General features: G+C 45.4%; 18 protein-coding genes and 1 other annotated feature. Of the genes, 13 read left to right on the top strand and 5 right to left on the bottom strand.

Features of this window, described 5'->3' with window-relative positions:
* The first annotated feature begins 12 nt into the window (after positions 1–12).
* Entirely contained in the window at positions 13–1,419 is a 1,407-nt protein-coding gene (gene gndA, locus MKX36_RS15610; protein ID WP_013371891.1) for an NADP-dependent phosphogluconate dehydrogenase, read from the top strand.
* 245 nt (positions 1,420–1,664) lie between these two features.
* Here the strand turns inward: gndA and MKX36_RS15605 are convergent, their stop codons facing one another.
* A complete protein-coding gene (locus tag MKX36_RS15605; protein ID WP_153795008.1) occupies positions 1,665–1,970 on the bottom strand; it encodes a rhodanese-like domain-containing protein in 306 nt (101 codons plus the stop codon).
* Between the two features lie 268 nt (positions 1,971–2,238).
* Between MKX36_RS15605 and aroA the strand changes: the two genes are divergently transcribed.
* The 4 genes from aroA to ptsP all read left to right on the top strand — a co-directional run bounded on the left by aroA (position 2,239) and on the right by ptsP (position 7,924).
* On the top strand, positions 2,239–3,531 hold the full coding sequence (aroA, locus tag MKX36_RS15600; RefSeq protein WP_090889998.1) for a 3-phosphoshikimate 1-carboxyvinyltransferase: 1,293 nt from the start codon (positions 2,239–2,241) through the stop codon (positions 3,529–3,531).
* Between the two features lie 33 nt (positions 3,532–3,564).
* The gene (locus MKX36_RS15595) at positions 3,565–3,999 is read left to right on the top strand and encodes a CoA-binding protein (RefSeq protein WP_019687968.1); all 435 of its coding nucleotides are present in this window, start codon (positions 3,565–3,567) and stop codon (positions 3,997–3,999) included.
* Between the two features lie 299 nt (positions 4,000–4,298).
* On the top strand, positions 4,299–6,182 hold the full coding sequence (locus MKX36_RS15590; protein ID WP_013371886.1) for a glucose PTS transporter subunit IIA: 1,884 nt from the start codon (positions 4,299–4,301) through the stop codon (positions 6,180–6,182).
* Positions 6,179–7,924: a phosphoenolpyruvate--protein phosphotransferase gene (gene ptsP, locus MKX36_RS15585; protein WP_340864985.1), complete on the top strand. Its 1,746-nt coding sequence runs from the start codon at positions 6,179–6,181 to the stop codon at positions 7,922–7,924. The genes MKX36_RS15590 and ptsP overlap by 4 nt, the downstream gene beginning before the upstream one ends.
* 139 nt (positions 7,925–8,063) lie before the next feature.
* Here the strand turns inward: ptsP and MKX36_RS15580 are convergent, their stop codons facing one another.
* Positions 8,064–8,600: a type 1 glutamine amidotransferase domain-containing protein gene (locus MKX36_RS15580; protein WP_164964842.1), complete on the bottom strand. Its 537-nt coding sequence runs from the start codon at positions 8,598–8,600 to the stop codon at positions 8,064–8,066.
* 337 nt (positions 8,601–8,937) lie between these two features.
* On the opposite strand from MKX36_RS15580, the gene MKX36_RS15575 reads away from it, so the two are divergent.
* From MKX36_RS15575 to MKX36_RS15560, 4 genes are all read left to right on the top strand, one after another.
* On the top strand, positions 8,938–9,384 hold the full coding sequence (locus MKX36_RS15575; protein ID WP_016822381.1) for a hypothetical protein: 447 nt from the start codon (positions 8,938–8,940) through the stop codon (positions 9,382–9,384).
* A 101-nt stretch (positions 9,385–9,485) separates the two neighbouring features.
* On the top strand, positions 9,486–9,827 hold the full coding sequence (gene ytxJ / locus MKX36_RS15570) for a bacillithiol system redox-active protein YtxJ (protein WP_017427808.1): 342 nt from the start codon (positions 9,486–9,488) through the stop codon (positions 9,825–9,827).
* 107 nt (positions 9,828–9,934) lie between these two features.
* Positions 9,935–10,942, top strand: a complete 1,008-nt coding sequence (gene ccpA / locus MKX36_RS15565; protein ID WP_013371881.1) for a catabolite control protein A — start codon at positions 9,935–9,937, stop codon at positions 10,940–10,942.
* Between the two features lie 113 nt (positions 10,943–11,055).
* The gene (locus MKX36_RS15560) at positions 11,056–11,754 is read left to right on the top strand and encodes a 5'-methylthioadenosine/adenosylhomocysteine nucleosidase (protein ID WP_016822379.1); all 699 of its coding nucleotides are present in this window, start codon (positions 11,056–11,058) and stop codon (positions 11,752–11,754) included.
* Between the two features lie 13 nt (positions 11,755–11,767).
* Here MKX36_RS15560 and MKX36_RS15555 read toward each other — a convergent pair whose 3' ends face one another.
* The gene (locus MKX36_RS15555) at positions 11,768–12,400 is read right to left on the bottom strand and encodes a GNAT family N-acetyltransferase (RefSeq protein ID WP_016822378.1); all 633 of its coding nucleotides are present in this window, start codon (positions 12,398–12,400) and stop codon (positions 11,768–11,770) included.
* Between the two features lie 246 nt (positions 12,401–12,646).
* Here MKX36_RS15555 and acsA point away from each other — a divergent pair, with 246 nt between their 5' ends.
* Positions 12,647–14,362 carry an acetate--CoA ligase gene (gene acsA / locus MKX36_RS15550; protein ID WP_340864984.1) on the top strand — a complete coding sequence of 572 codons (1,716 nt, stop codon included), beginning with the start codon at positions 12,647–12,649 and terminating at the stop codon, positions 14,360–14,362.
* 123 nt (positions 14,363–14,485) lie between these two features.
* On the opposite strand, the gene MKX36_RS15545 is transcribed toward acsA, so the two are convergent.
* A complete protein-coding gene (locus MKX36_RS15545; RefSeq protein ID WP_290404801.1) occupies positions 14,486–17,509 on the bottom strand; it encodes a transglycosylase domain-containing protein in 3,024 nt (1,007 codons plus the stop codon).
* 135 nt (positions 17,510–17,644) lie between these two features.
* Positions 17,645–17,911: a binding site (T-box leader), on the top strand.
* Between the two features lie 65 nt (positions 17,912–17,976).
* Here MKX36_RS15545 and tyrS point away from each other — a divergent pair.
* Together tyrS and MKX36_RS15535 are read left to right on the top strand one after the other, a co-directional pair.
* On the top strand, positions 17,977–19,230 hold the full coding sequence (gene tyrS, locus MKX36_RS15540; protein ID WP_016822375.1) for a tyrosine--tRNA ligase: 1,254 nt from the start codon (positions 17,977–17,979) through the stop codon (positions 19,228–19,230).
* 196 nt (positions 19,231–19,426) lie between these two features.
* Positions 19,427–20,293, top strand: a complete 867-nt coding sequence (locus MKX36_RS15535) for an AraC family transcriptional regulator (RefSeq protein ID WP_340864983.1) — start codon at positions 19,427–19,429, stop codon at positions 20,291–20,293.
* Between the two features lie 77 nt (positions 20,294–20,370).
* On the opposite strand, the gene rpsD is transcribed toward MKX36_RS15535, so the two are convergent.
* Positions 20,371–20,970, bottom strand: coding sequence for a 30S ribosomal protein S4 (gene rpsD / locus MKX36_RS15530; RefSeq protein WP_016822373.1), 600 nt, complete (start codon positions 20,968–20,970; stop codon positions 20,371–20,373).
* A 436-nt stretch (positions 20,971–21,406) separates the two neighbouring features.
* Here rpsD and MKX36_RS15525 point away from each other — a divergent pair, with 436 nt between their 5' ends.
* Entirely contained in the window at positions 21,407–23,392 is a 1,986-nt protein-coding gene (locus MKX36_RS15525; RefSeq protein WP_263560548.1) for a sensor domain-containing diguanylate cyclase, read from the top strand.
* Positions 23,393–23,396 lie beyond the last annotated feature (4 nt).

The following is a 23,396-nucleotide window of genomic DNA, read 5'->3' as shown; positions in this document are numbered from 1 at the left end:
ATGAGGAACCAGATGGCAAAACAGCAAATTGGTGTGATCGGCCTGGCGGTAATGGGTAAAAACTTGGCCCTTAATATTGAGAGCAGAGGCTTCACCGTTTCGGTTTTTAACCGCTCTCCAGAAAAAACGCACGATCTTATCAAAGAAGCAGAAGGTAAGAAACTGACGGGTACTTTCTCCATTGAAGAATTTGTGAACTCACTGGAATCACCCCGTAAAATCCTGATCATGGTTCAAGCTGGTAAAGCTACAGATGCCACGATTGAACAGCTTGTGCCTCATCTGGACAAGGGCGACATTATTATAGACGGAGGCAATGCCTACTTCCCTGATACACAGCGCCGCAGCAAGGAGCTGGAGGAAAAAGGACTTCGCTTTATTGGTACAGGCGTATCCGGTGGTGAAGAAGGTGCCTTGAATGGTCCTGCCATTATGCCGGGTGGACAAGAAAGTGCCTACAAACTCGTAGAGCCGATTCTGACTGCAATCTCTGCAAAAGTGGACGGCGACCCATGCTGTACATATATCGGTCCCGACGGTGCTGGTCACTATGTAAAAATGGTGCATAATGGTATCGAGTACGGCGACATGCAATTGATTGGTGAAGCATATCACTTGCTGAAATCAGTCCTGAATGTGAGTGCGGAAGAACTTCATGAAATCTTTACAGAATGGAATAAAGGTGAACTGGACAGCTATCTGATCGAAATTACAGCTGACATCTTCTCCCAGTATGATGCTGAAACAGGCAAGCCTATGGTAGATGTGATCTTGGATGCTGCAGGTCAAAAAGGTACTGGTAAATGGACAAGCCAAAGCGCGCTGGATCTGGGTGTGCCATTGTCCATGATTACCGAGTCCGTATTCTCCCGTTTCTTGTCTGCTATGAAAGATGAGCGTATTGCGGCAAGCAAAGTGCTGAGCGGTCCTAAAGCTGAATCCTTCAGCGGCGACAAAAAAGAATTTATCGAAAGTGTACGTAAAGCCCTGTTCGCAAGTAAAATTGTGTCTTATGCTCAAGGTTTCGCTCAAATGCGTGCAGCTTCCGATGAATATGATTGGGATTTGAAATACGGAAAAATTGCAATGATCTTCCGCGGTGGTTGCATTATCCGTTCGCAATTCCTGCAAAACATCAAGGATGCGTATGACCGTGATCCTGCTCTGAAAAACCTATTGCTGGACTCTTATTTCAAAAATGTAGTAGAAACGTATCAAGATGCATGGCGTCAAGTGATTTCCGTGGCTGTATCTCAAGGTATTCCAGTGCCTGGCTTCTCCAGCGCGCTTGCTTACTATGACAGCTATCGCACGGAGCGTTTGCCAGCAAACCTGCTGCAAGCGCAACGTGACTACTTTGGTGCACACACGTTCAAGCGTGTGGACAAAGAAGGCGTATTCCATCATCAATGGTTTTAATGAACTGACGAATATGTAAGAATGCAGTATGTAACACAACGGAAGCTTTTTTGCCCTCTGGGTAGAAAAAGCTTCCGTTTTTGATTTGGTATTTTAGATACAATGTTGAATTCGCTAAAGGATTGTATAATCTTTTGACGCTATGGTATGATAGAAACACAAAATTTTAATGCTTTACCGCGTCTAAGCTTTGAGCTTAAATAAAAGAGACGGAAGATTCCCGTCTCTTTTATAGACTAGCTGTTTTACTGCTCCTGTGACCATTGCAGCATGCCACCAATCATATTGGTGCAACCCTCGTAACCTAACTGCTGCAAATATTCGCAGGCACGTTCACTGCGATAACCGCTCCGGCAAATAAAGATGATTTCACCGGTGCGTTCAATTTCCTCAAGGCGGCCCGGAATCTGTCCGAGCGGAATGTGCTTGGCACCTTCAATCATACCTTCCGCTACTTCTTCCGCTTCACGGACGTCGATCAATTGCAATTGCTCTCCTGCTTGCAGGCGTGCGCGAAGCTCAGAAGGTTCAATCAGAGCGATTTGCGTCATGGCTGGACCTCTTTTCTAATGTAAATGGGTACTATTTGTATTGTTGACGTGTGAGAAACGTCACACTCTCTATGTATGATAGCGAAGCGATCTCTAAGCTGTCAATTAGCCTGAATCTAAAAATCAAATAAAGATTGGTCAACCAGGTTGCTAAACCTCGACAGACCTAGATGAATATTCCTTATTTTTTAGGTGGAGAAATGAACGTTACAACTTGTATAATTAACGTAAACTAGGATGGTTTGAATCGAAAAGGAGCATGTATAATATGGATGTTATCGTTAGACCTACCCCTTCCCTGCAAGGAGAGATTGGGGCTTTGTCCTCCAAAAACTACACTACTCGTTATCTGCTAACGGCTGCACTAGCTGATGGGCAAAGTACTATTTACTATCCAGCTCATAGTGAAGACAGTGATGCTATGCGTCGTTGTATCACCGATCTGGGAGCAGTGCTGGAAGAGGATGATGAAAAAATCGTGATTACAGGTTTTGGTAGCCATCCTCAAGCTGTGAAGGAGCTGAACGTGGGCAATGCAGGAGCGGTGCTCCGTTTTTTGATGGGAATTGCGTCCCTATGTCCGGATGTTACATTTGTGAATACATATCCCGACTCCTTGGGGAAAAGACCCCATGATGATCTAATTGATGCACTGGGCCAACTGGGGATTAAAGTAGAGCATCGTGAAGGCAAGTTGCCAATACGTATTCAGGGTGGTCAGGCGAAGGGCGGTAAAATCCAGGTGTCCGGCTCGGTTAGCTCACAGTATTTAAGCGCTCTGTTGTTCCTTACACCTCTTCTGGAGAAAGACAGTGAAATTGAAGTGCTGCATGATTTGAAATCCAAAGTGGTCATTGGGCAGACGCTGGAGGTATTGCAAGAGGCTGGTATTACCATTCATGCAAGTGATGACTACATGTCTTTCCGTGTACCGGGTCGGCAATCCTATCAGCCACGTACGTATACTGTACAGGGGGATTATCCAGGGAGTGCTGCGGTGCTGGCGGCGGCTGCAGTAACGAATTCCGATGTAACCATCCATCGTCTTAAAGAACAGAGCAAACAGGGAGAACGTGCTATTGTAGACGTGCTGCGTATGATGGAAGTGCCACTGACACATGAGAACGATACCGTTGTCGTAAAGGGGAACGGTCGATTGAAAGCCATCGAGTTTGACGGTGATGCTGCGACAGACGCTGTGCTTGCCATGGTAGCTGCGGCTGTATTTGCCGAAGGTACGTCCCGTTTCTATAACGTGGAAAATTTACGGTATAAGGAATGTGACCGTATTACCGATTATTTGAATGAATTGAGCAAGGCTGGAGCTCGGGTAGAAGAACGTCAAGCGGAAATCATTGTGCATGGTAGACCGGAGGGTGTCGAAGGTGGTGTGGAAATCAACGCGCATTTTGATCACCGTGTCATTATGGCATTGACGGTTGTAGGTTTGCGTGCGCAGAAGCCGCTAGTGATCAAGGATGCGCATCATGTCGCCAAATCGTATCCACAGTATTTCGACCATCTGACGACGCTTGGTGCTTCTGTAGAATGGGTAAAATAAAGGTAAGTTAAGATGCAGACAGGAGGAGAAAAAATGGCTTTTGAAAATCCGTCCAGAGAAGAGATTAAGAATATTTTGGAACAAGTAGGCAATATTGCGGTTGTTGGTTTGTCTGATAAATCAGACCGCACCTCATACATGGTTTCTTATGCTATGCAACAGCGGGGATACCGGATTATTCCGGTAAATCCTGCGGCCGCAGGACAAACGATTCTTGGAGAGACTTGCTATGCCAGTCTTGCTGAAGTACCAGAGCCCGTTGAATTGGTTAATGTATTCCGGCGTAGCGAATACTGCGCAGAGGTTGCGCGTGAAGCCGCTGCTATTGGAGCTAAGATATTGTGGCTGCAACAGGGAATTATAAGCCAGGAAGCCGCTGACATTGCGCAGGAGCATGGAATGACGGTTATTATGGATCGTTGCATTAAGGTGGAGGATTCAGTGACCCAAGCTGTACGTAAAGGATAATCACATCGCTGAATCATGCTATATGAGCATGAAAAAAACCTTCTTCCCTTATTTCATAGGGTTGAAGGTTTTTGGTGTGAAATCAGAACTATGATACAGTATATTATACTTTCAGGAATCCATATAATGTATGTATGCTTGGAATATGATAGGGTCTAGTTAAATTCATAGGGTTATCGCTGAGTAATAAGTTATATGACCTGTAAAAGCGTAAATAAATATTTTTGGCTGACGGAACCATTGCTTTGACAAAAGTATTTATTCGGCTTACCATCAGGGATAGAAGGGAGAGGAATGCCATGAATTGGCTCGGATCCTTACAACAGCTTGGTCGTGCTGTCATGCTCCCGACGATGGTGCTACCAGCAGCTGCAATATTGCTAAGTCTCGGCAGCCTTCCTTGGGCCACGTGGGGATTTCCTATGGTGTCTGATATGGCAAATGCGGCGGGACACGGGATTTTTTATTTTTTGCCGTATTTGTTTGCGGTGGGTGTTGCACTGGGTATGTCGAATCAAGCAGGTCAGGCGGGACTGGCTGCATTGGCTGGTATGGCTATATATGATCAGGTCACATTGAGATTTGGAAACGGACTCATTCAGCCAGCGACGCTCATAGGTATCATTTTGGGGATTATTTCAGGGTTGGCTTATAATCGCTTCAAAAGCATTAAGTTGCCCGAAGTGCTTCAGTTTTTTGGGGGAACCCGATTTGTTCTGCTGCTTATTGGCCTGTTCTCTGCTGTATTTGCAGGTCTTATGTTGATTATTGCTCCGCTGATCCAGCGAGGCCTGGAATTTATAGTAGGCCTGGAATCGAGCTTGGGCGGTTTTGGACTGCTTATTTACGGTATTCTATACCGATTATTGGCAGCTTTTGGTCTTCATCATCTGCTTAATAATATATTTTGGTTTCAACTGGGTACATATAAAACGCCGTCTGGCAACGTTGTGCAGGGGGATTTACCCCGTTTTTTTGCTGGCGATCCGACAGCGGGCTATTTCATGTCCGGGTTGTTTCCCATTATGATGTTTGCGATCCCTGCGATTGCGTTAGCGATCATTCAGGAAGCTCGTGAAGATTTGAAACCAAAGGTGCAGAAAACGTTTCTGACGGCCGCATTGGTCTGCTTTTTTACCGGAGTGTCGGAACAGATTGAGTTTGCCTTTTTGTTTGCTGCTCCTTATTTGTTCCTCGTTCATGCGGTTATGTCCGGTCTGGCCATGTGGCTTACCTTTGAGCTGGACATTCATCATGGCTTTTCATATTCGGCGGGTTTTATAGATTATGTCCTTAATTTCCACCTGTCACATAACGCCTGGTTGTTAATTCCAGTCGGAGTGGCATATGGGCTTGTGTATTATGTACTGTTTCGATGGGCGATCCGTCGGTTCCGGATTCCAACTCCTGGCCGTGAGGAAGGCTCGGTTCTGGAGGATTGGGCCGGTAATATTCCTTACAGTGCTCCACTTATTTTGGAAGCACTCGGTGGGAAGGAGAATATTGTGCAGGTAGAGGCCTGCATTACCCGTTTACGGCTGACCGTTCACAATGACAGGCTGATTGATACCGGAGCAATGAAGGCTTTGGGATCGGCCGGGCTTATTAATCTGGGCGGGGGTAATTTACAAGTCGTATTTGGAACATATTCAGAACTGATCCGTGAGGAAATTGCGAAGTTGATGGAACGTGATCTTCCTCAAATTTTGTTCAATGCTCCTGTACATGGAAAAATGCTACCGATTCATGAAGTGCCTGACAAAATTTTTGCAACGAAGCTGGTTGGGGACGGTGTTGCTTTTGTTCCTGAACGCGGTGAACTTGTGTCTCCGGTGTATGGTACTGTGATGCATTTGTATCCGACCATGCACGCTTTAGGCATCTCCACACGAGAAGGACTTGAGGTTCTGCTTCACATCGGGATTGATACTTCACAGCTAAAAGGGAATTTTACTGCTATGGTAGAAGCAGGCGATACGGTGGAACCGGGGCAATTGCTGATCAAATTTGATTTGCAGGCGCTACGAGAGCAAGCTCCATCGCTGGTGACTCCTATGGTCATCACGAATCCGGATCGCGTCAAGTCGTGGAGCTTTGCTCCGTTTAAAACAGTGAAAAAAGGTCAGGCCTCGGTAATGTCCGTTGTGCTGCATGACAGGAATGTTGGAGGGGTAGAAACATGATAGAAGGCATCGGCGCCGCAGCAGGTGTGGCCATCGGGAAGGCATTTGTCCTGCCGAGCTGGGAATGGGATTTACCAGATCAAAAAATGGATACGGTAGATCTAGCGAAGGAATTTGAACGATTGTATGAAGGGATACGTACATCCAAAAGTGAAATCCAGTTTATTAAGGATGAGTTTCGAGAGATGGTGGGACCGGAGGAATCCAGCATTTTTGATGCTCATCTTGCGATATTAGAAGATCCGGAATTCATGAATGAAATTAGCGGAATTATTCAGCGTCAGTATAAGGCGGCCGAGGTGGCTGTGAAGGAAGCTATTGATCATTTTGTGACCATGTTTGATTTGCTGGATGATGAATATATGAAGGAGCGGGCAATCGACATTAAGGATGTGGGGAACCGACTGCTCAAGCATTTGCTGGGCGCACCGGAAGTGACTCTTCCCAACGACACACAGCCTTATATTCTGGTAGCCAAGGAGCTTTCGCCATCCCAATCGGCACACCTGAATCCCAGCTACGTGTTGGGGATTGTGACTATGAATGGTGGTAAAACATCGCATTCCGCGATTATGGCCCGTGCGCTTGGTATCCCACTCGTTTCAGGATTGGAGAGCAATTTGAATTTGCCCGTTCAAACCGGAGATATGATGGTTGTGGACGGAGACCTGGGCAGGGTGTATGTAAATCCGGAAAAATCAGTAACAGACCACTATATCGTTTTGCGTGACGAGCAGCGACGCAGAAAAGAGCAGCTTCAGGTACTCGCTTCGGTAGAAGCTGTGACCAAGGATGGAACCACGCTGAGGCTGGCGGCCAATATTAGCTCCGTTAAAGAGCTGGAGGCCGCTTTGAAGCATGGAGCTCAAGGTGTGGGGCTGTTCCGCACGGAATTTTTATATATGGATCGCAAATCTGCTCCTGATGAAGAGGAACAGTATGAAGTATATCGGCTAATAGCGGAAAAGGCAGGCAATCACTCCGTAGTCATCCGTACATTGGATATCGGCGGCGACAAGCCGTTGGATTATCTTGAACTCCCAGAGGAAGAAAATCCTTTTCTAGGTTATCGTGCTATACGGATTAGTTTGGATTGGAAGGAAATGTTTAAAACTCAGTTGACTGCAATTTTGCGAGCCAGTGCAACGGGGAATATCAAGGTCATGTACCCGATGATCTCATCCGTGGAGGAAGTCCGTCAGGCAGATGTTCTTTTGAAGGAGGCTATGGCGGATCTGGATGCAAGAGGGCTTGCCTATAATCCCAAAATACAGCGAGGAATTATGATTGAGGTTCCGGCCGCAGCGATGATTGCGGATCTATTAGCAGCTGAAACCGATTTTTTTAGTATCGGAACAAATGATCTAGTTCAGTATGTGCTGGCTGTGGACCGTATGAATGAGCAGATTGCGCATATGTACCATCCATACCACCCGGCTGTACTTCGAATGCTGCGCATGACTGCACAGGCGGCACATCAAGCCGGAATTGATGTGAGTGTCTGCGGTGAGATGGCTGGAGATGAACGATCGGTTCCACTTTGGCTGGAACTGGGAATACATCAGCTCAGTATGTCCCCCCAATCTTTATTGCGGGTCAAGCATCGTGTGCTGAATACGACCGCATCTGAAGCAATGACAGTTGCTCGTGCTTGCTTTGGCATGTCTACTGGTGCAGCGATCGAAGACAAGCTGACTGCAGCTAGTATCAGCTGCACCCCGGCCGGACCTGGGCGGCAGTAATGCTTTAAAATCTGAAAGCTTACCTTGGCTCGTACAAAAAAGCACCTTCAAAACCATGAATAAAGTGGTTTTGAAGGTGCTTTTTCGATATAGCTATAAATAAGGGTTACTCAAGTCCTGAATGTGCGGACTGGATATCTTATTTCTGAGCGTTATTAGCTAATACATCGCAGAACGCTTTTCCGTAAGGGGGAAGATCAGGCGGTCGACGAGCGGATACAATATGTCCGTCTGTCACCACAGCTTCATCCTTCCAGATGGCTCCTGCGTTTTCCATATCATCACGAATACCTGGTGTGGAGGTGACCGTAACACCATCCAATATTTTTGCAGAAATCAGTACCCAGCCTGCATGGCAGATTTGTCCGATGGGTTTATGTGCGGCATGAAATTCCTGTACGAGTTGAATGACCTTGGGATAGCGGCGCAGTTTATCGGGCGCCCATCCGCCAGGAACGAGAATTCCGTCATAATCGCTGCTATTCAGTTCTTCAAAGGCATATTCTGCTTCAGCAGGTACGCCGTATTTTCCAATATACTTTTTACCCTTTTCAGCACCGGCTAAATGTACTTCCGCGCCTTCTTCACGAACGCGATACACCGGGTACCATAATTCCAGATCCTCGAATTCCTCATCTACCAGGGCAATTACCTTTTTTCCGGTAAGTCTTGACATCCAACCATCCTTTCGTGCGTCACATGATGACACCTTTGTTTTGTAATCTGTACTTTTACATCTTAAGAAAAAGTACGCCCGAAGTCCATTCCTCCGCAGATTCTCGGGTTAGGAGTCGCTCTTTAACAACAATCGTCGTCATTTTTTGACCCCCAAAGCTTTGGTAATTTGTTCATTGCTGCAATCTGTGGAAGGATTTGAGGCCCCAAAGTCGAAATAAAAAAAGGTATGATAGATTTTATTGAGTTAACAAATATTTTATAGACTAGTAAATAGATATATCTGGATTCTGATGAGATCCTCATATAAGTTTGATCCTACGTAATGAGGTGGTAAAATGCATAAGCAATGCCAATGTGGTGAACCGATGGGGCTGGAATTGCGAAAGGTAATATACGCGAGTAAGGTTGAAATTTTGCATGTCCCTGTATTCTCATGTCCGTCATGCTTTTCCAGTGAGGTTTTGCAGCATGTGACGAAGGACATTAAGGAACTATTACAAAGTCTAGGGAGCAAACCTGCACCCCGGCGAATATCTTTTGCACGCAACAATGAACTGGCAGAAATTATTCGTAAGCTTGTACTGGAGGAAGCGGATAATCCCAATGTGGATTGGCAATCCGCTTTGGAGGAGCGAATGGAGCTTCGAATTAATCTCTTACTGGATCTTTATCGCTATGCGAGAAGCCTAGGAGATGAAGATTGGATGAATGATGTAGAGAAAAGATTGGTTCAATTATCCGGTTTTACCAGTAAATCGGTGTTTACGAATACAAAAAACTAAAAAATATGAAAATTTTCATGGTCACCATTGGATTTTACATGTTCTTTTTGTTACGATGAGAATAGGCCATACGACAAGACACAGAAAGGAATGTATATCCAATGGCGACGATGACGAAAATGACTACTATTCAACAATTAAATACGGCTCTGGAAGCGTCATCAGACAAGCCGTTACTCCTCTTTAAGCACAGTACACGTTGTCCGATAAGTGCAGGTGCATATCAGGAAGTGGAGTCTTATTTGGAAGGTGCTCCCGACGAAAATATTGAATACGGTATCATTTATGTAGTAGAGGATCGGCCGGTGTCCAATGCGGCTGCGGACATGCTTCAGGTGAAACATGAATCGCCGCAGGCCATTTTAATCAAGGACGGGGAGGCTGTCTGGCATACATCCCATTCGAATATTACAGCCCGTGCGCTTCACGATCATCTCACATAGATAGAATGAGTGCTGTCGTTGCATAAAGTAGTATTTTGTCGTATCATGGTTCTAATTAGTTGATCTAGGATTCGGTTGAAAATTTATTGGCAATGGAGAGAAGGAATGTGACGGTAACGATCTATGATGTAGCTCGCGAAGCTGGTGTCTCAATGGCCACGGTGTCCCGCGTAGTTAACAATAATCCTAATGTAAAACCTCAGACCCGCAAGAAGGTGTACGAAGCGATTGAACAATTGGGATATCGCCCGAATGCGGTAGCTAGAGGTCTGGCCAGCAAGAAGACAACGACTGTTGGCGTGGTTATTCCGGATATATCGAACTCAATTTTTGCAGAAATTGCACGCGGTATTGAGGATATTGCAAATATGTATCACTATAACATCATTTTATGTAATGCCGACAAGCGTAAAGAAAAAGAGATCCGCGTTATCAACACATTACTTGAAAAGCAAGTGGATGGACTGCTGTTCATGGGCGGCACAGTAACGGACGAGCATATTCAGGCCTTCCATACAGCTGCAGTTCCTATTGTTTTATGTGCAACGAGTGATGAAAAAGGTAGCTATCCTTCAGTTGATATTGACCATGAAGCCGCTGCTTTTGATGCAGTTAACACGTTGATCCGTCATGGACACCGTCAAATCGCAATGATCAGTGGTACGCTTCAAGACCCTGCAAACGGCTATGCACGTTTCCAAGGTTACAAGAGAGCATTGGAAACAGCTGGAATTGATTATCAGGAGGATCTCGTGAGAATCGGGAACTACCGCTATGAATCCGGTGTTGAAGCCATGAAATACTTCCTTGGTCTGAAGAAGAAACCAAGTGCTATTTTTGCCGCTACGGATGAAATGGCAATTGGTGCGATTCATAGTATTCAGGATGAGGGATTGAAAGTACCTGATGATTTTTCGGTAATCAGTGTTGACAACATTCGTATGGCCTCCATGGTTCGTCCTCAGCTGACAACCGTCGCACAACCAATGTACGATTTGGGTGCGGTAGCCATGCGTTTGCTGACCAAGCTGATGAAGAAGGAAAACGTGGAGAACTCTCGCGTTATTTTGCCGCATGAGACTATTTTGCGGTTATCAGTTAATTATTTAGACTAGGCACAGTGCCGAATAGGATACACCTTCGATGAAAGCTCCTTTGACGGAGCTTTTTTCGTAGATACATAGCTTCTTGTGACATCATCATCAAACTAAGAAACGAGGGATGCGTAATGAGCCGACTTTATGGATTAATGGGTGCGATGGATGAAGAAATTGAATTGCTGCTCTCGGCAATGACGGAAGCAAGCAAGACGACCAAGACGGGAATCACATACACTACCGGAATGATTCACGGGCAAAGGGTAGTCGTCTGCAAGTCCGGTGTAGGCAAAGTCAATGCTGCGGTAACAACACAAATCTTGATTGATCATTTTGGCGTCGAACAAATTATATTCACGGGAGTGGCAGGGGCGGTACACCCGGATTTAAACATTGGGGACATTGTCATCTCATCAACATGTATGCAGCATGACATGGATGTAACGCCTTTGGGTTATGCCAGAGGGGTCATTCCTTATCAGGACACCTCAGAGTTCGCGGCCGATCCCGAGCTTGTCCGTCTGGCTGAACAAGCCTGCAAATCGTTTGGCGATCGATACATTGTCGGGAAAGTACTTTCCGGCGATCAATTTGTCGCAAATCGTGAGATAGTGACAGCATTGCATCAAGAAATGGACGGTGCTTGTACCGAGATGGAAGGCGCCGCAGTGGCTCAGACAGCTCATATGAACGCTGTGCCTTATGTTGTCCTACGATCTATGTCAGATAAGGCTGATGGATCGGCTCACGTGAATTATGCTGAGTTTACGGTAGAAGCCTCACATCGTTCGCACCGTATTGTGGAGTTCATGCTCAAGCATTTGGGATAAGAGTGTAATATTTTTAATACATGAATCTTCGAACAAACCGGATACGGTCAAACTGTTCTCGTGATTCGAGGGGCACATCATCTCCCATTCGTACCATCAGACAGTTCGCAGGGTGTGAGCATATTTCAGGATCATCCGTGGCGTACCATACCATATTTACGGTTTTCATCAGACGTTCCATCATGCGGCGGTATTCCCATACGGAAAGACCGCTGCCTTTTAAATCCCAGTGCCAGTAATATTCAGTTGTAAAAATAATATAGGATTCGAGCTGTCCGTCTTCAAAGGCAATCCGAATCATTCGGCTACCCAGGCCCAGTCCGCGATAGTCATCGGCTACCTCGACAGCTCCGAGTTCCAGTAAATCCTTCATGCCAGCTTCCGACCAGCGTTCCATCTCATCTGGATAGTGAAAAGTGACATATCCCAGAAGGGTTTCTCCATCATGGGCAATGATGATTCTGCCTTCAGGCAGTTCTGAAATTTCCACCAGCGCGTCGAATTGCTCCTTTGGTTTACGAAAGGCGTCCAATTGCGTATGCATTTGAAATGAACGCAATCGATCAGCGGATACCGGTCCTTCTACATGGATGGTTTGTCCGTTATGATCCAGTGTGTCCAAGTGGTACAATTTTAAATGCTGCATGGGTGCGACCTCCTTGTTTGCCATCAGTACCTCTTCATATCCCCTACTTATAACAAAAAAACAAATAAATGAAAAGGATGGTCGTCACATCCTCACCTATGATATACTGATTTAGACACGAATTGTTCACAATTAAATGCTTTAAATCAAACCACAAATCAAAAGACTTGATTTGCATCATTAATTTTGTAAGCGCTATTTTGTTCTGTGTAATTCTCATTATTCCATTGTGAGGAGGCTGAACGCATGAAGATTGAAGAACTCCAAGCTGTAGTTCCCACATCCAACATGGGCCCTTATGAACAAGCTTACAACAACTTTCAGTGGGAAGATGTAGAACGTCATTTTACGTGGTATGAAACAGGCAAAGTGAATATGGCACATGAGGCGATTGATCGACATGTAGAGGAAGGCCGGGGGGAGAAAGCAGCACTTTTGTATTGCGACGCAAACCGTCATGAAACCTACACTTTTTCTCAGCTCCGTGCCAGCTCCAACAGGTTCGGAAATGTGCTGCGCAAATACGGTATTGGTAAAGGGGAGCGGGTGTTTATATTCATGCCGCGTTCACCTGAACTGGTCATTAGCATGCTTGGGGTTTTAAAGGTAGGGGCTGTTGTCGGTCCACTATTTGAGGCGTTTATGGAAACGGCGGTTAAAGATCGCTTGGAGGATAGCGGGGCGGTGGCACTAGTAACCACACCTGCGCTTCTTTCACGGGTGAAACGTGAGGAGCTTCCTGCGTTGCGTCATATTTTTGTGGTTGGTGATATGGACGAACGGGAGCAGGGAATTATTGATTTCGAAACGGAAATGCTCACGTCCTCAGAAGATCTTGAGCCCGAATGGCTGGGGCGTGAAGATGGATTAATTATTCACTATACGTCAGGCTCAACGGGCAAGCCCAAAGGCGTGTATCATGTGCAAAATGCAATGATTCAGCATTACTATACGGGGAAAGTGGTACTGGATCTGCGGGAAGATGATGTGTATTGGTGTACTGCGGACCCTGGTTGGGTTACGGGAACATCATATGGTATTTTTGCTCCTTGGCTAAATGGAGCCACGAATGTCATCCGTGGAGGACGTTTCAGCCCAGAGGATTGGTACCGCACGATTGAACGTCACGAAGTGACTATTTGGTATAGTGCTCCTACGGCGTTTCGGATGTTGATGAGCGCAGGGGAGCAGGTAGTTGCCAATTATGATCTAAGCAGCTTGCGGCATGTATTATCCGTTGGGGAGCCACTGAATCCCGAGGTAGTGAGATGGGGTTGGCAAGTATACACACAGCGTATTCATGATACTTGGTGGATGACGGAAACAGGAGGACAGTTGATCTGTAATTACCCAGAGCTACCGATTAAGCCGGGTTCGATGGGAAAGCCACTTCCAGGTATTCGGGCTGCTATTTTGGACGACAGAGGCCAGGTGTTGCCTCCTAATAGGATGGGACATTTGGCGATTCGTACACCATGGCCATCCATGATGAGCCGCATATGGAACAATCCCAATAAGTTTCAGGAATATTTCCGCTTTTCCGGTTGGTATGTATCCGGTGATTCAGCTTACATGGATGAGGACGGATATTTCTGGTTTCAGGGAAGAATTGATGATGTTATTAACTCCTCTGGAGAGCGCATCGGTCCTTTTGAGGTGGAGAGCAAGCTTCTGGAGCATCCTGCCGTAGCGGAAGCAGGAGTCATTGGCAAACCAGATACTGTACGAGGAGAGATCATTAAAGCTTTTGTCGCCCTGCGTGATGGCTATACCGCGTCGGAAGCGTTACAACAGGACATTTACCGCTTCGTCAAGGAAGGGCTGTCTGCTCATGCTGCTCCGCGTGAAATTGAATTTAAGGAAAGGTTACCCAAAACCCGTTCCGGCAAAATTATGAGACGTGTGCTGAAAGCTTGGGAGCTTAACCTTCCTACAGGTGACTTGTCTACTATTGAGGATTGAATTGATGTATGTTTGCACCAAAAAGGGAGTCTCCATAGCTATTATAGCTATGGAGACTCCCTTTTTTATTAGGGTGAACTCATGCATCTCACCCAAACTATCGCTTCTTGTTTTTGTTTTGAACTATGGACGAACGGCTCCAGAAGGAGCTGATTCCCCCATGGTATTCATGGAAGTAACACGGAACCAGCCTTTGGGCTTGCGGCCTGGTTTATACTCAAAGCTGGTGTTTGCGGTAGAGCCTATGTTTTTAAAAGGCTCCGCACCGCTTTCACTGTAATATACGTTATAGGCTGTTATAGCGTCCGCAGGCTTTCCTGCACTCCATTGGAGGACTACGGACGTGCCTGCAGCTTTAGCTTGGGGCTGCCCAGGAGCAGTAGGAACTTCTGTAGGCTGTGCACCTGTTCCATCTCCCTCGCCCGGAATATCTGGTGACTCAGAATCTGCAGGTGGCACTACAGGCGCTGCACTTGCTTGGGTACTTGGCCCAGATTCATGTCCTCCCACATCAACGGCGGTCACATAGTAACTTGCGCTGCTTCCACCAGGGCTATCAGAGAATACCTTGGAGCCATCAGCCATGACAACCTTACCAAGCCGTTGGAAGCTGCCTCCATCTGTAGAACGATATAGACGGTAACCTACAACATCACTGTTTCCGCTTGGGCTAAAGCTAATTATGGCTTTGCCATCACTATAGCTTACGCTGACGCTAGATGGAGCGTTAGGAGCTGCCCCATCGTCCTTGCGTGGATCAATCTGAGTAGGTGCTTCTTTATCTGCATCTTGAGGCAGATAGTAGGACAACGAATTATGCCGTCTCATCACTCTAAAGGCTTGCTGAAGCTCTTTAATCAATTCTGAGATTGGCTTTTCCCGTTTTCTAACGGTCCGTTCATACAACATATCATCTGGCGTACCATCACGTGGAATGTAATTTACACCCTGATAGGTAATGTATTTCGCACGGGTAACACCATTTTCACTGTTTTTGGGTAAATATTTACTGTTATAAATATCTGAACCATAGGCGGACGCTGTCCGGCTTACAATACCGTCAGGTCTCTTGAAACTGTCCGTTTGGAATAACTGAGAATCTTTAGCCGTTACTTCATTCATGATTAGAGCCCATAGACGACGAGCCCGCTCTTTTTGTGCTTTCGTTTCAAGCTTATTGACAGGTTGCTTGTAACCAACCCACACTCCCAGCGTCACGTCAGGCGTAAAACCCTCAAACCACACATCGGTGTAGGATTGCGTAGTACCTGTCTTGCCGGCGATCGGAATCTTGCCGGATTGATTAAAGTTACGCTTCACCAGTCTGCCTGTGCCTTCCGATACGGCTGTACGTAACATATCTGTCATCAGGTAGGCGGTTTGTGGTGTGAAGGCCTGTACAGGATTAGGCTGATGCTTGTATACAATATTGCCTTGCGAATCCACGATCTTTTCGATCATGTAGGCATCATTAAACACACCGCCATTTGGGATGGCTCCATATGCATTGGTTAGTTCCTCAACGGTTACCCCGTGGGCCAAGCCGCCGAGTACACCAGTTTGGGCGTTGTTATCACTTGGTTCCAAGGTGGTAATACCCAGTTTTTTAGCAAAAGCCCAAGCCTTATTGATCCCTACCTTTTCGTTAAACAGCTTGAGTGCTATCGTATTTAGCGATTGATTCAGTGCATAACGCGCTGTGACTAATCCTTGGTAGCGGTTGTTGGCATTTTTCGGGATGTGATATCCATTACTGCCATCTTTCAAAATAATAGGAGCATCATCCACAATCGTGCCAGGTTGTACAAGACCGCTGTCCAAAGCAGGCAGATAAGCAGCAATCGGTTTCATGGCTGAACCCGGCTGGCGTACCATCTGGGTAGCATAGTTCATTTGCTCTTTTTGGAAGTCCCGACCTTCCATCATACCGAGAATGGCGCCGGTTTTATGCTGAATCAGAATGGCCGCCGCTTGCTCGTCACCCTTGGTTTTACTTGTAGCAGAGAAGTTGTCATTATTTTCTGCAATTTGACGCATGGATTTGTACACGCTCTTATCAATGGTGGTATATACCATATAGCCGCCTGTGCGAAGCTGCTGTTCAGCTTCTTTGAGCATGTCGTTATCATCCTTGGTTTTGGTATCTGCACTGGCATTAGCTGCTTGACTCGGATTGGTGACAGACATGAGTGCCTGAGCAGCTTGCCGCTCTGTTTCCATCATAAGATATGGATAGGTGTTATAAGCCTTAACAGTGCGTGGTGCTAGAGATTTTTTGATATCAAAAGCCATCGCTTCATCATATTGTGCTGTATTGATTTTGTTCTCCTCCAGCATTCGGCTGAGCACCAGGTGCTGGCGGTTAATCGCTCTTTTAAATCCGGCTTCATTAAACTCACCTTTACCGTTGTAAGCAGAATAAGAAGAAGGGAGTTGCGGCAGACCTGCCAGATAGGCAGCTTGGGCTACATTAAGCTTGCCCAAATCATTTTCATTAAAAATACCTTTGGCTGCTGCTTTAATACCAAAGACGTTGTAACCGCTTGATCCGTTACCGAAAGGTACCTTATTGAGATAGGCTGTAATTATTTGTTGCTTGCTCAGGAAGCGCTCAAGGCGCAGAGATAGCAAAATTTCTTTGACCTTGCGGTCATCCGTACGATCAAGATTTAAAAAGACACGACGTGCAAGCTGCTGGGTAAGCGTACTCCCTCCAGTTTGTACGGATTCATGTAGTGCCTTTTGCTTCACAGCACGCAGCGTTCCCGACAAATCGACACCTTTATGCTCGTAAAAATGATTATCTTCAATGGCAATAACTGCGTCAATGACGAGCTGAGGAATCTCCTTAAACGTAACAGGTCTTCGATCTTCCTCGGTCCGAAGCTGCCCAATGGGAGAGCCATCATTGAAATAAGCGAAGCCTGTAATTGCATTCTTATCCACTTCCTGTAGAATCGTAGATCTGGAACGCACGGGCTCGTTTTTTACAATAGAAGCAACATAGCCAGCGGCGGTTCCCCCTGCGAATAGTGCCCCCATAAAACCGATGATGACGACCCACTTTATGACACGGCCGAGCCTTCGCATGGTTCTCCGTAAGCGGGAAGGCTTAGGCTCTGATACATTGTTTTTTTCTTCAACCATTAAGTCTTCCTCCTTTATAACAGCCATTATTATAGCATAAAATTACAAAATGAACCCATATGCTAAAAAGCCTGTCTTTTGGTGTCGTTGACTACATAAAAACAGTGTGTTATAAATAGGTCAAAGTAAATATCGTGAAAAGCGGAGAAAGACTTCAGTAGAAGGCGGAATCACGTTGTGCAGAGAGCCGATGGGTGGTGTGAATCGGTAGCGTCCCTCCTTTGAATTACCGTCTGGAGCTGTCTGGATGAATGGAAGCTTTTGCAGGTTTGCGAAGCTCTCCATAGTAATCCGGTACCGGGTGTAAACTCGTTATAGGAATGAAGTGAAAGAAACGTTGGTTTTTTGCATACGTTTCTTTAATTAGGGTGGTAACGCGAGTAGCTCCTTCTCGTCCCTTGGGATGAAAGGGGCTTTTTGGTTTGTTTAAATGGTAATTATTGGATGGAAAATAGGAGGGATTCAGGATGAAGTGGGAAGAATTGAAGCCTGAGCAACAGGCAGAGGTAGAACGACAACTAGAAGTGATCCGTCGTGGAGTAGCGGAAATTGTACCTGAGGATGAGCTGAAGCGTAAGGTTATTAAATCGGTTGTTAGCGGCGAGCCACTTAAAATTAAGCTGGGTCTAGATCCGTCTGCACCCGATATTCATATCGGACATACGGTTGTTATGCACAAACTGCGCCAGTTCCAGGAATTAGGGCATCAAGTGCAACTGATTATCGGAGATTTTACAGGCAGAATTGGTGATCCGACAGGTAAATCGGAGACCCGCAAGCAACTGACTGAGGAAGATGTACAGCGTAATGCACAAACATACAAGGAACAAATTTTTAAGATTCTCGATCCTGAAAAGACAAAGGTATACTACAATTCCGAATGGTTAGGACCGATGTCTTTTGCAGATGTGGTAACTCTGTCTGCCAAAGTAACGGTTGCCCGTATGTTGGAGCGGGATGATTTTACAAAAAGGTACCAAAACGGCTTGCCGATTAGCATCCATGAGTTCTTTTATCCGCTGATGCAGGGCATGGACTCTGTGGCTCTCCAAAGCGATATAGAATTGGGAGGAACAGATCAAAAGTTTAATCTGCTGATGGGCAGAACCCTGCAAAAGGAATACGGAGTAGAACCGCAGGCAACCATTACATTGCCACTGCTTGAGGGGCTTGATGGCGTTCAAAAGATGAGTAAAAGTTTGGGTAACTACATTGGTGTGGATGAGGAGCCAAATGAAATTTATGGTAAATCGATGTCCGTTCCTGATGAGTTGATGCTGAAATATTTTGAGCTTGCAACGGATATTACCAATGAGGAGCTGGCAGAGCTGGCGAAAGGCGTTAAGGAGGGTTCGGTGCATCCACGTGATGCCAAAATGAAACTGGCCGGAACATTAGTGCGCATGTACCACGGTGAAGAGGCGGCAGAAGCGGCCAAGCAGCATTTTGTGACTGTATTCCAACAACGCGCGCTTCCTGATGACATTGAAGAATTCACCTTAACAGCAGATCAGTTAGAAGAAGGTGGCATTCGTGTGATCCAGTTGCTGACTCATCTAGGCTTTGCAGCATCTAACGGTGAGGCCAAGCGTAGTATTCAGCAGGGGTCGGTCAAAATTAATGAAGAGAAGTGGACCGATGTGAACGAAGCATACAAGCCGCAGGAAGGCGACATTGTACAGGTAGGTAAACGGAAATTTGCTAAAATCAAGCTTGGATAATTAAAATACATTTAAAAGCAGCGTTGAGATTGATCTCGTATCTCAGTGCTGCTTTTTTTATTTCTACCAAGCGAAAAGCCGTGGTAAACTTAGCACAAATAATCAAACAAATAGATACAGAGTTTTACATAATGAATACGTGGGTTGCCCAATGTGGGTGAAGTCTAGATAAATAACAAGTGTGGGGAAGGATTATATGGACTACTTTAAACGAATTCAGTGTGCGATTGAGTTTATTGAATTGAATCTCCGGGAAGATTTAAAAATTGCCGAGATTGCTTCACAGGCATACTTTTCAGCTTTTCATTTCCAGCGGGTTTTTCAGGCCATTTCGGGTTTTACAGTTCAACAATATATAAGAAGGAGAAGATTGTCCGAGGCGGCAAAACGGCTAAAGCAATCCAACCAAAAGGTATTGGACATAGCTATTGAGTATCAGTACAACTCGCAAGAAGCTTTTACTCGCGCTTTTGAAAAAAGTTTTGGGATCACCCCTGGGAAATATCGTAACTGTGATATTGAGCTTTCTGATCAAAGTAAAATCAATTTTCTGGATTACAAAAAAAACGCAACGGAGGAATTAGAGGTGAACAAGCCTGTGATACTGAAACTCGAAACGACCAAAATTGTAGGATATGAATATAAAACAAATCTCAATAATGAGCAGCATTATAAAGAAATCCCAGGATTTTATGAACACTTTGGCGCACATGAATATTTTATGTGTATTCCAAATAAAATCGCACCGGGAATGTCATATGGCATTGCCTGTCGATTTGAAGACAACGGTGCATTTTCATTTGTGGTGGGTGAGGCCGTTGAAGAAGAATCAAAAGAACTGGCTGAGGGTTTCATATATATGGAGATTCCAGCAGGCAAGTATGCTGAGTTTGACGCTTCAGGTTCAAATGGACGAGTTCAGAGTATACGAGATTTTATCTACGGCACATGGCTTCCTAATTCTAATTTTGAACGGAGGGAGGGACCTGATTTTGAAATTACGGACGTGATGAATTCCTATCCTGATCATTTGAATATGAAAGTGTACATCCCCATTGAATAAAACTCTCAGGCTTAATGTGTGGGGAATATAAAAAGCACCCGAATGAATTCGGGTGCTTTTTGGTGCTAATGCAAGGATTAGCGGTTGTAGAATTCGACGATTTGTTTTTCATCGATATCTTGGGACAATTCAGCACGTTCAGGCAAACGAATGTATTTACCTTCCAGAGCTGCGTCATTGTACTCCAGGTAAGCTGCCAAGTGGTTACGGTTTTCCAAAGCTTCTTTGATGGAAGACAGGGAACGACTTCTTTCACGAAGACCGATCACGTCGCCAAGGCTTACTTGGTAAGAAGCGATGTCAACTTTTTTGCCGTTCACAGTAACGTGACCATGAGCTACCAATTGACGTGCGCCTGCACGGGAATTAGCAAAGCCAAGACGGAATACAAGGTTGTCCAGGCGGCTTTCCAGCAAGAACATGAAGTTCTCACCAGCGATACCGTGCATGTGTTGAGCTTTGTTGAACAGGGTACGGAATTGTTTTTCACCCAAACCGTACATGTGGCGCAGCTTTTGTTTTTCTTGAAGCTGCATACCGTAGTTACTGATTTTTCTCCGTTGGTTTGCACCATGTTGTCCCGGAGGGAAAGGGCGTTTCAATTCTTTACCTGTGCCGCTCAGGGAAATACCGAGACGACGGCTCAATTTAAATTTAGGACCAGTGTAACGTGCCATTATAGAGTTAACTCCTTCATAATTAAAATTTGAGTTGGGGCTCTCTTTGCGCTCCAATTTGTTCGGCGTTACCTAGTAAGGTGAGACGCACTACTGACAGAAAAGTTCAGCCGCTGTCCTGTCAGCAACAAATAAGATGAGGGTGACACAAACTGTTACGCCCAAAATTTAAGATCCGCACAGTAGATAGTTCTGCCGTACAGTCTTTTTCAATAATATATATTATATGGTATAGTGGGTCAATGTCAAGAAGAGAAAAAGAATGAAAACGTCAAAATTTGTCGATAGGGCTTTAGAACTAAAAAAATGGGACGAATTTCTGAAAAATGGATGCAAATTTCTAAAGTTGAGAGTAAAATAGATCATATTATGAGCTATAGTGGTGTATAGCCGCTGTCTTGGTACAGCTAATTTTGCTGTGAAGGAGCGCCTTAATATGTCGGAATTTTCAACAACGGATCAGCAAACGCTTGACAGTAAAACAGTGCAGGCTAGCGGTGCTCCGCTGTTTGATGATAAAGGATATACGTCTTTTGCCTGGCTCCAGAACATGGATATGACACCCTATGATTACCCCTATATTAATCAGCTTCTCGTCCAAGGATATCGGAATTGGTTACAGCAGAGCAATGGTATATCCTGGATCAGTGAAGAGTATACTGCTGTCTTTAATTTTACAGGTGTTCGGGTTGCTGGTAGGGAAGAGGATGATGACGAGGATTTAGAGTTGGTCGAGCGTTGTTGCATATCTAGAGAGATGGAAGTGAGCCAGCGTAAACTTCGAGATGGGAGCCTTGCATTTGTATACATGGTCCCCATATTATGCCGCAATTACAAGAGAGAGCCTTTCGCCGCTCTTCGTTTTACACGGCCTGCTCAACATTCTGTCTCGAATCAGGACGCATTGTTAGTGGCTTCTTTGCATTTTAGATCCTGCTTTTACTCGAAGTTTGAGTATATATTTATGGAAGATATCCTAGGGATGCAGAATCGGAGCGAACGTGAGGGCAGACGCCGCTCTATTTTATTTCAGATTGTAAAACGGATGCATGACAAGATTGATGTGGAAGGCGTGCTGGATGAAGTATTTGGAAGTATCGCCTATTTGTTTCCCCATGTGGATATCACGTTGTATATGAGTCAGGATCGGCACAGTCGAAATCCTCAGGTCAAGCCTTTGTTGCTGCATGAACGGGACGAGGATGTATGTGTCCGTGCATTTATGAAAGGGCAAATGGCTGTGAATGAGCCTGCTGGTCCACAAGATGAAATAACTGAAATCGGTATCCCGTTACGTGGTAAGCAGGGCGTATATGGTGTTTTCCATATGATTCTTCCGGCAGGTGCGGATAGTATGGAAAAAGTGGACGTAGAGCTGATTGCGATGATGGCAGATACAGCTGGCACCGCATTTGAAAATGCGAAGCTGCTGGAGCAATCAAATGTACTTATCCATGAATTGCGGCTCATTAATGAGTTGGTTCAGCGTTTGAATCAGAGCCTGAAATTAAATGAAATATTTGAGTTTGCCGTGCAGGAGTTATTAAAAATGTTCATGGCCGACTTTTGTTGTATTGTGCAGCTGGATCAGGATGGAAGTTGCTTTAGGGTGATGTCAAGCAATGTGGAAAGTTTAAAGCTGGAGAGTTACCCTCGTGAAGGCGGATTTGCTGGACTGATATGCAAAACAGGAGAGCCTGTGATTGTGTCTGACTATAGGAAGGATGGAAAGATATCCTCTCGGTTTATGGATGCGACGGACTCTCAGTCTTTGATGGCTGTGCCTATGAAGAACAGGGGGACTCCTAGAGGGGTTATATTATTATCGAGCAAGCTTCCACACTTTTTTTCTTACGATAATTACAAGATGCTGCAAATGCTGGCTCCTCATATCGGACTGGCCGTAACTAATGCTATGCTGCATGCCGAGGTGCGGCGTCTCGCTAATATGGACATGCTAACAGGTTTATATGTGCGTCATTATGTAGACCGAATCATTCAGGAGCATCAGGAAAAGGATTTCTGTGGCTCTCTTATTTTGGTCGATATTGACCAATTCAAGCAGGTGAATGATACGTATGGCCACCAGACGGGGGACGAAATTCTGAAAAGCGTCAGCAATATTGTTCGCTCGGCGACCCGTGATGAGGATGTATGTGCCAGATGGGGCGGAGAGGAGCTTGCCATTTATTTGCCGCAGCTGGGGGTGCAGCAGGCACTGGGGTATGCAGAAAAAATACGTAGCCGTGTACAATATGAAACTAATCCTCAGGTGACTGTTTCTTGCGGGATTGCTGAATGGAACTGGCTGGACGAGCAGATCAGTATCGAATCTTTATTTTATAGGGCTGATATGGCCTTGTATGAAGCAAAAAATGAAGGCCGTAATCGTATAGTTATTGATCATATAGGCGATGTGTAGAGAA

It is taken from the genome of Paenibacillus sp. FSL W8-0439 (assembly GCF_038008995.1).
Classification (GTDB): domain Bacteria; phylum Bacillota; class Bacilli; order Paenibacillales; family Paenibacillaceae; genus Paenibacillus; species Paenibacillus polymyxa.
Note: the sequence above shows the minus strand (reverse complement) of the source record. Positions and strands in the feature narration are given on the sequence as shown.

Bases quoted from the DNA above. Each gene is read 5' to 3' on its own strand.
- gndA (WP_013371891.1), top strand. From the start codon at position 13: ATGGCAAAACAGCAAATTGGTGTGATCGGCCTGGCGGTAATGGGTAAA.
- MKX36_RS15605 (WP_153795008.1), bottom strand. From the start codon at position 1,970: ATGACGCAAATCGCTCTGATTGAACCTTCTGAGCTTCGCGCACGCCTG.
- aroA (WP_090889998.1), top strand. From the start codon at position 2,239: ATGGATGTTATCGTTAGACCTACCCCTTCCCTGCAAGGAGAGATTGGG.
- MKX36_RS15595 (WP_019687968.1), top strand. From the start codon at position 3,565: ATGGCTTTTGAAAATCCGTCCAGAGAAGAGATTAAGAATATTTTGGAA.
- MKX36_RS15590 (WP_013371886.1), top strand. From the start codon at position 4,299: ATGAATTGGCTCGGATCCTTACAACAGCTTGGTCGTGCTGTCATGCTC.
- ptsP (WP_340864985.1), top strand. From the start codon at position 6,179: ATGATAGAAGGCATCGGCGCCGCAGCAGGTGTGGCCATCGGGAAGGCA.
- MKX36_RS15580 (WP_164964842.1), bottom strand. From the start codon at position 8,600: ATGTCAAGACTTACCGGAAAAAAGGTAATTGCCCTGGTAGATGAGGAA.
- MKX36_RS15575 (WP_016822381.1), top strand. From the start codon at position 8,938: ATGCATAAGCAATGCCAATGTGGTGAACCGATGGGGCTGGAATTGCGA.
- ytxJ (WP_017427808.1), top strand. From the start codon at position 9,486: ATGGCGACGATGACGAAAATGACTACTATTCAACAATTAAATACGGCT.
- MKX36_RS15560 (WP_016822379.1), top strand. From the start codon at position 11,056: ATGAGCCGACTTTATGGATTAATGGGTGCGATGGATGAAGAAATTGAA.
- MKX36_RS15555 (WP_016822378.1), bottom strand. From the start codon at position 12,400: ATGCAGCATTTAAAATTGTACCACTTGGACACACTGGATCATAACGGA.
- acsA (WP_340864984.1), top strand. From the start codon at position 12,647: ATGAAGATTGAAGAACTCCAAGCTGTAGTTCCCACATCCAACATGGGC.
- MKX36_RS15545 (WP_290404801.1), bottom strand. From the start codon at position 17,509: ATGGTTGAAGAAAAAAACAATGTATCAGAGCCTAAGCCTTCCCGCTTA.
- tyrS (WP_016822375.1), top strand. From the start codon at position 17,977: ATGAAGTGGGAAGAATTGAAGCCTGAGCAACAGGCAGAGGTAGAACGA.
- MKX36_RS15535 (WP_340864983.1), top strand. From the start codon at position 19,427: ATGGACTACTTTAAACGAATTCAGTGTGCGATTGAGTTTATTGAATTG.
- rpsD (WP_016822373.1), bottom strand. From the start codon at position 20,970: ATGGCACGTTACACTGGTCCTAAATTTAAATTGAGCCGTCGTCTCGGT.
- MKX36_RS15525 (WP_263560548.1), top strand. From the start codon at position 21,407: ATGTCGGAATTTTCAACAACGGATCAGCAAACGCTTGACAGTAAAACA.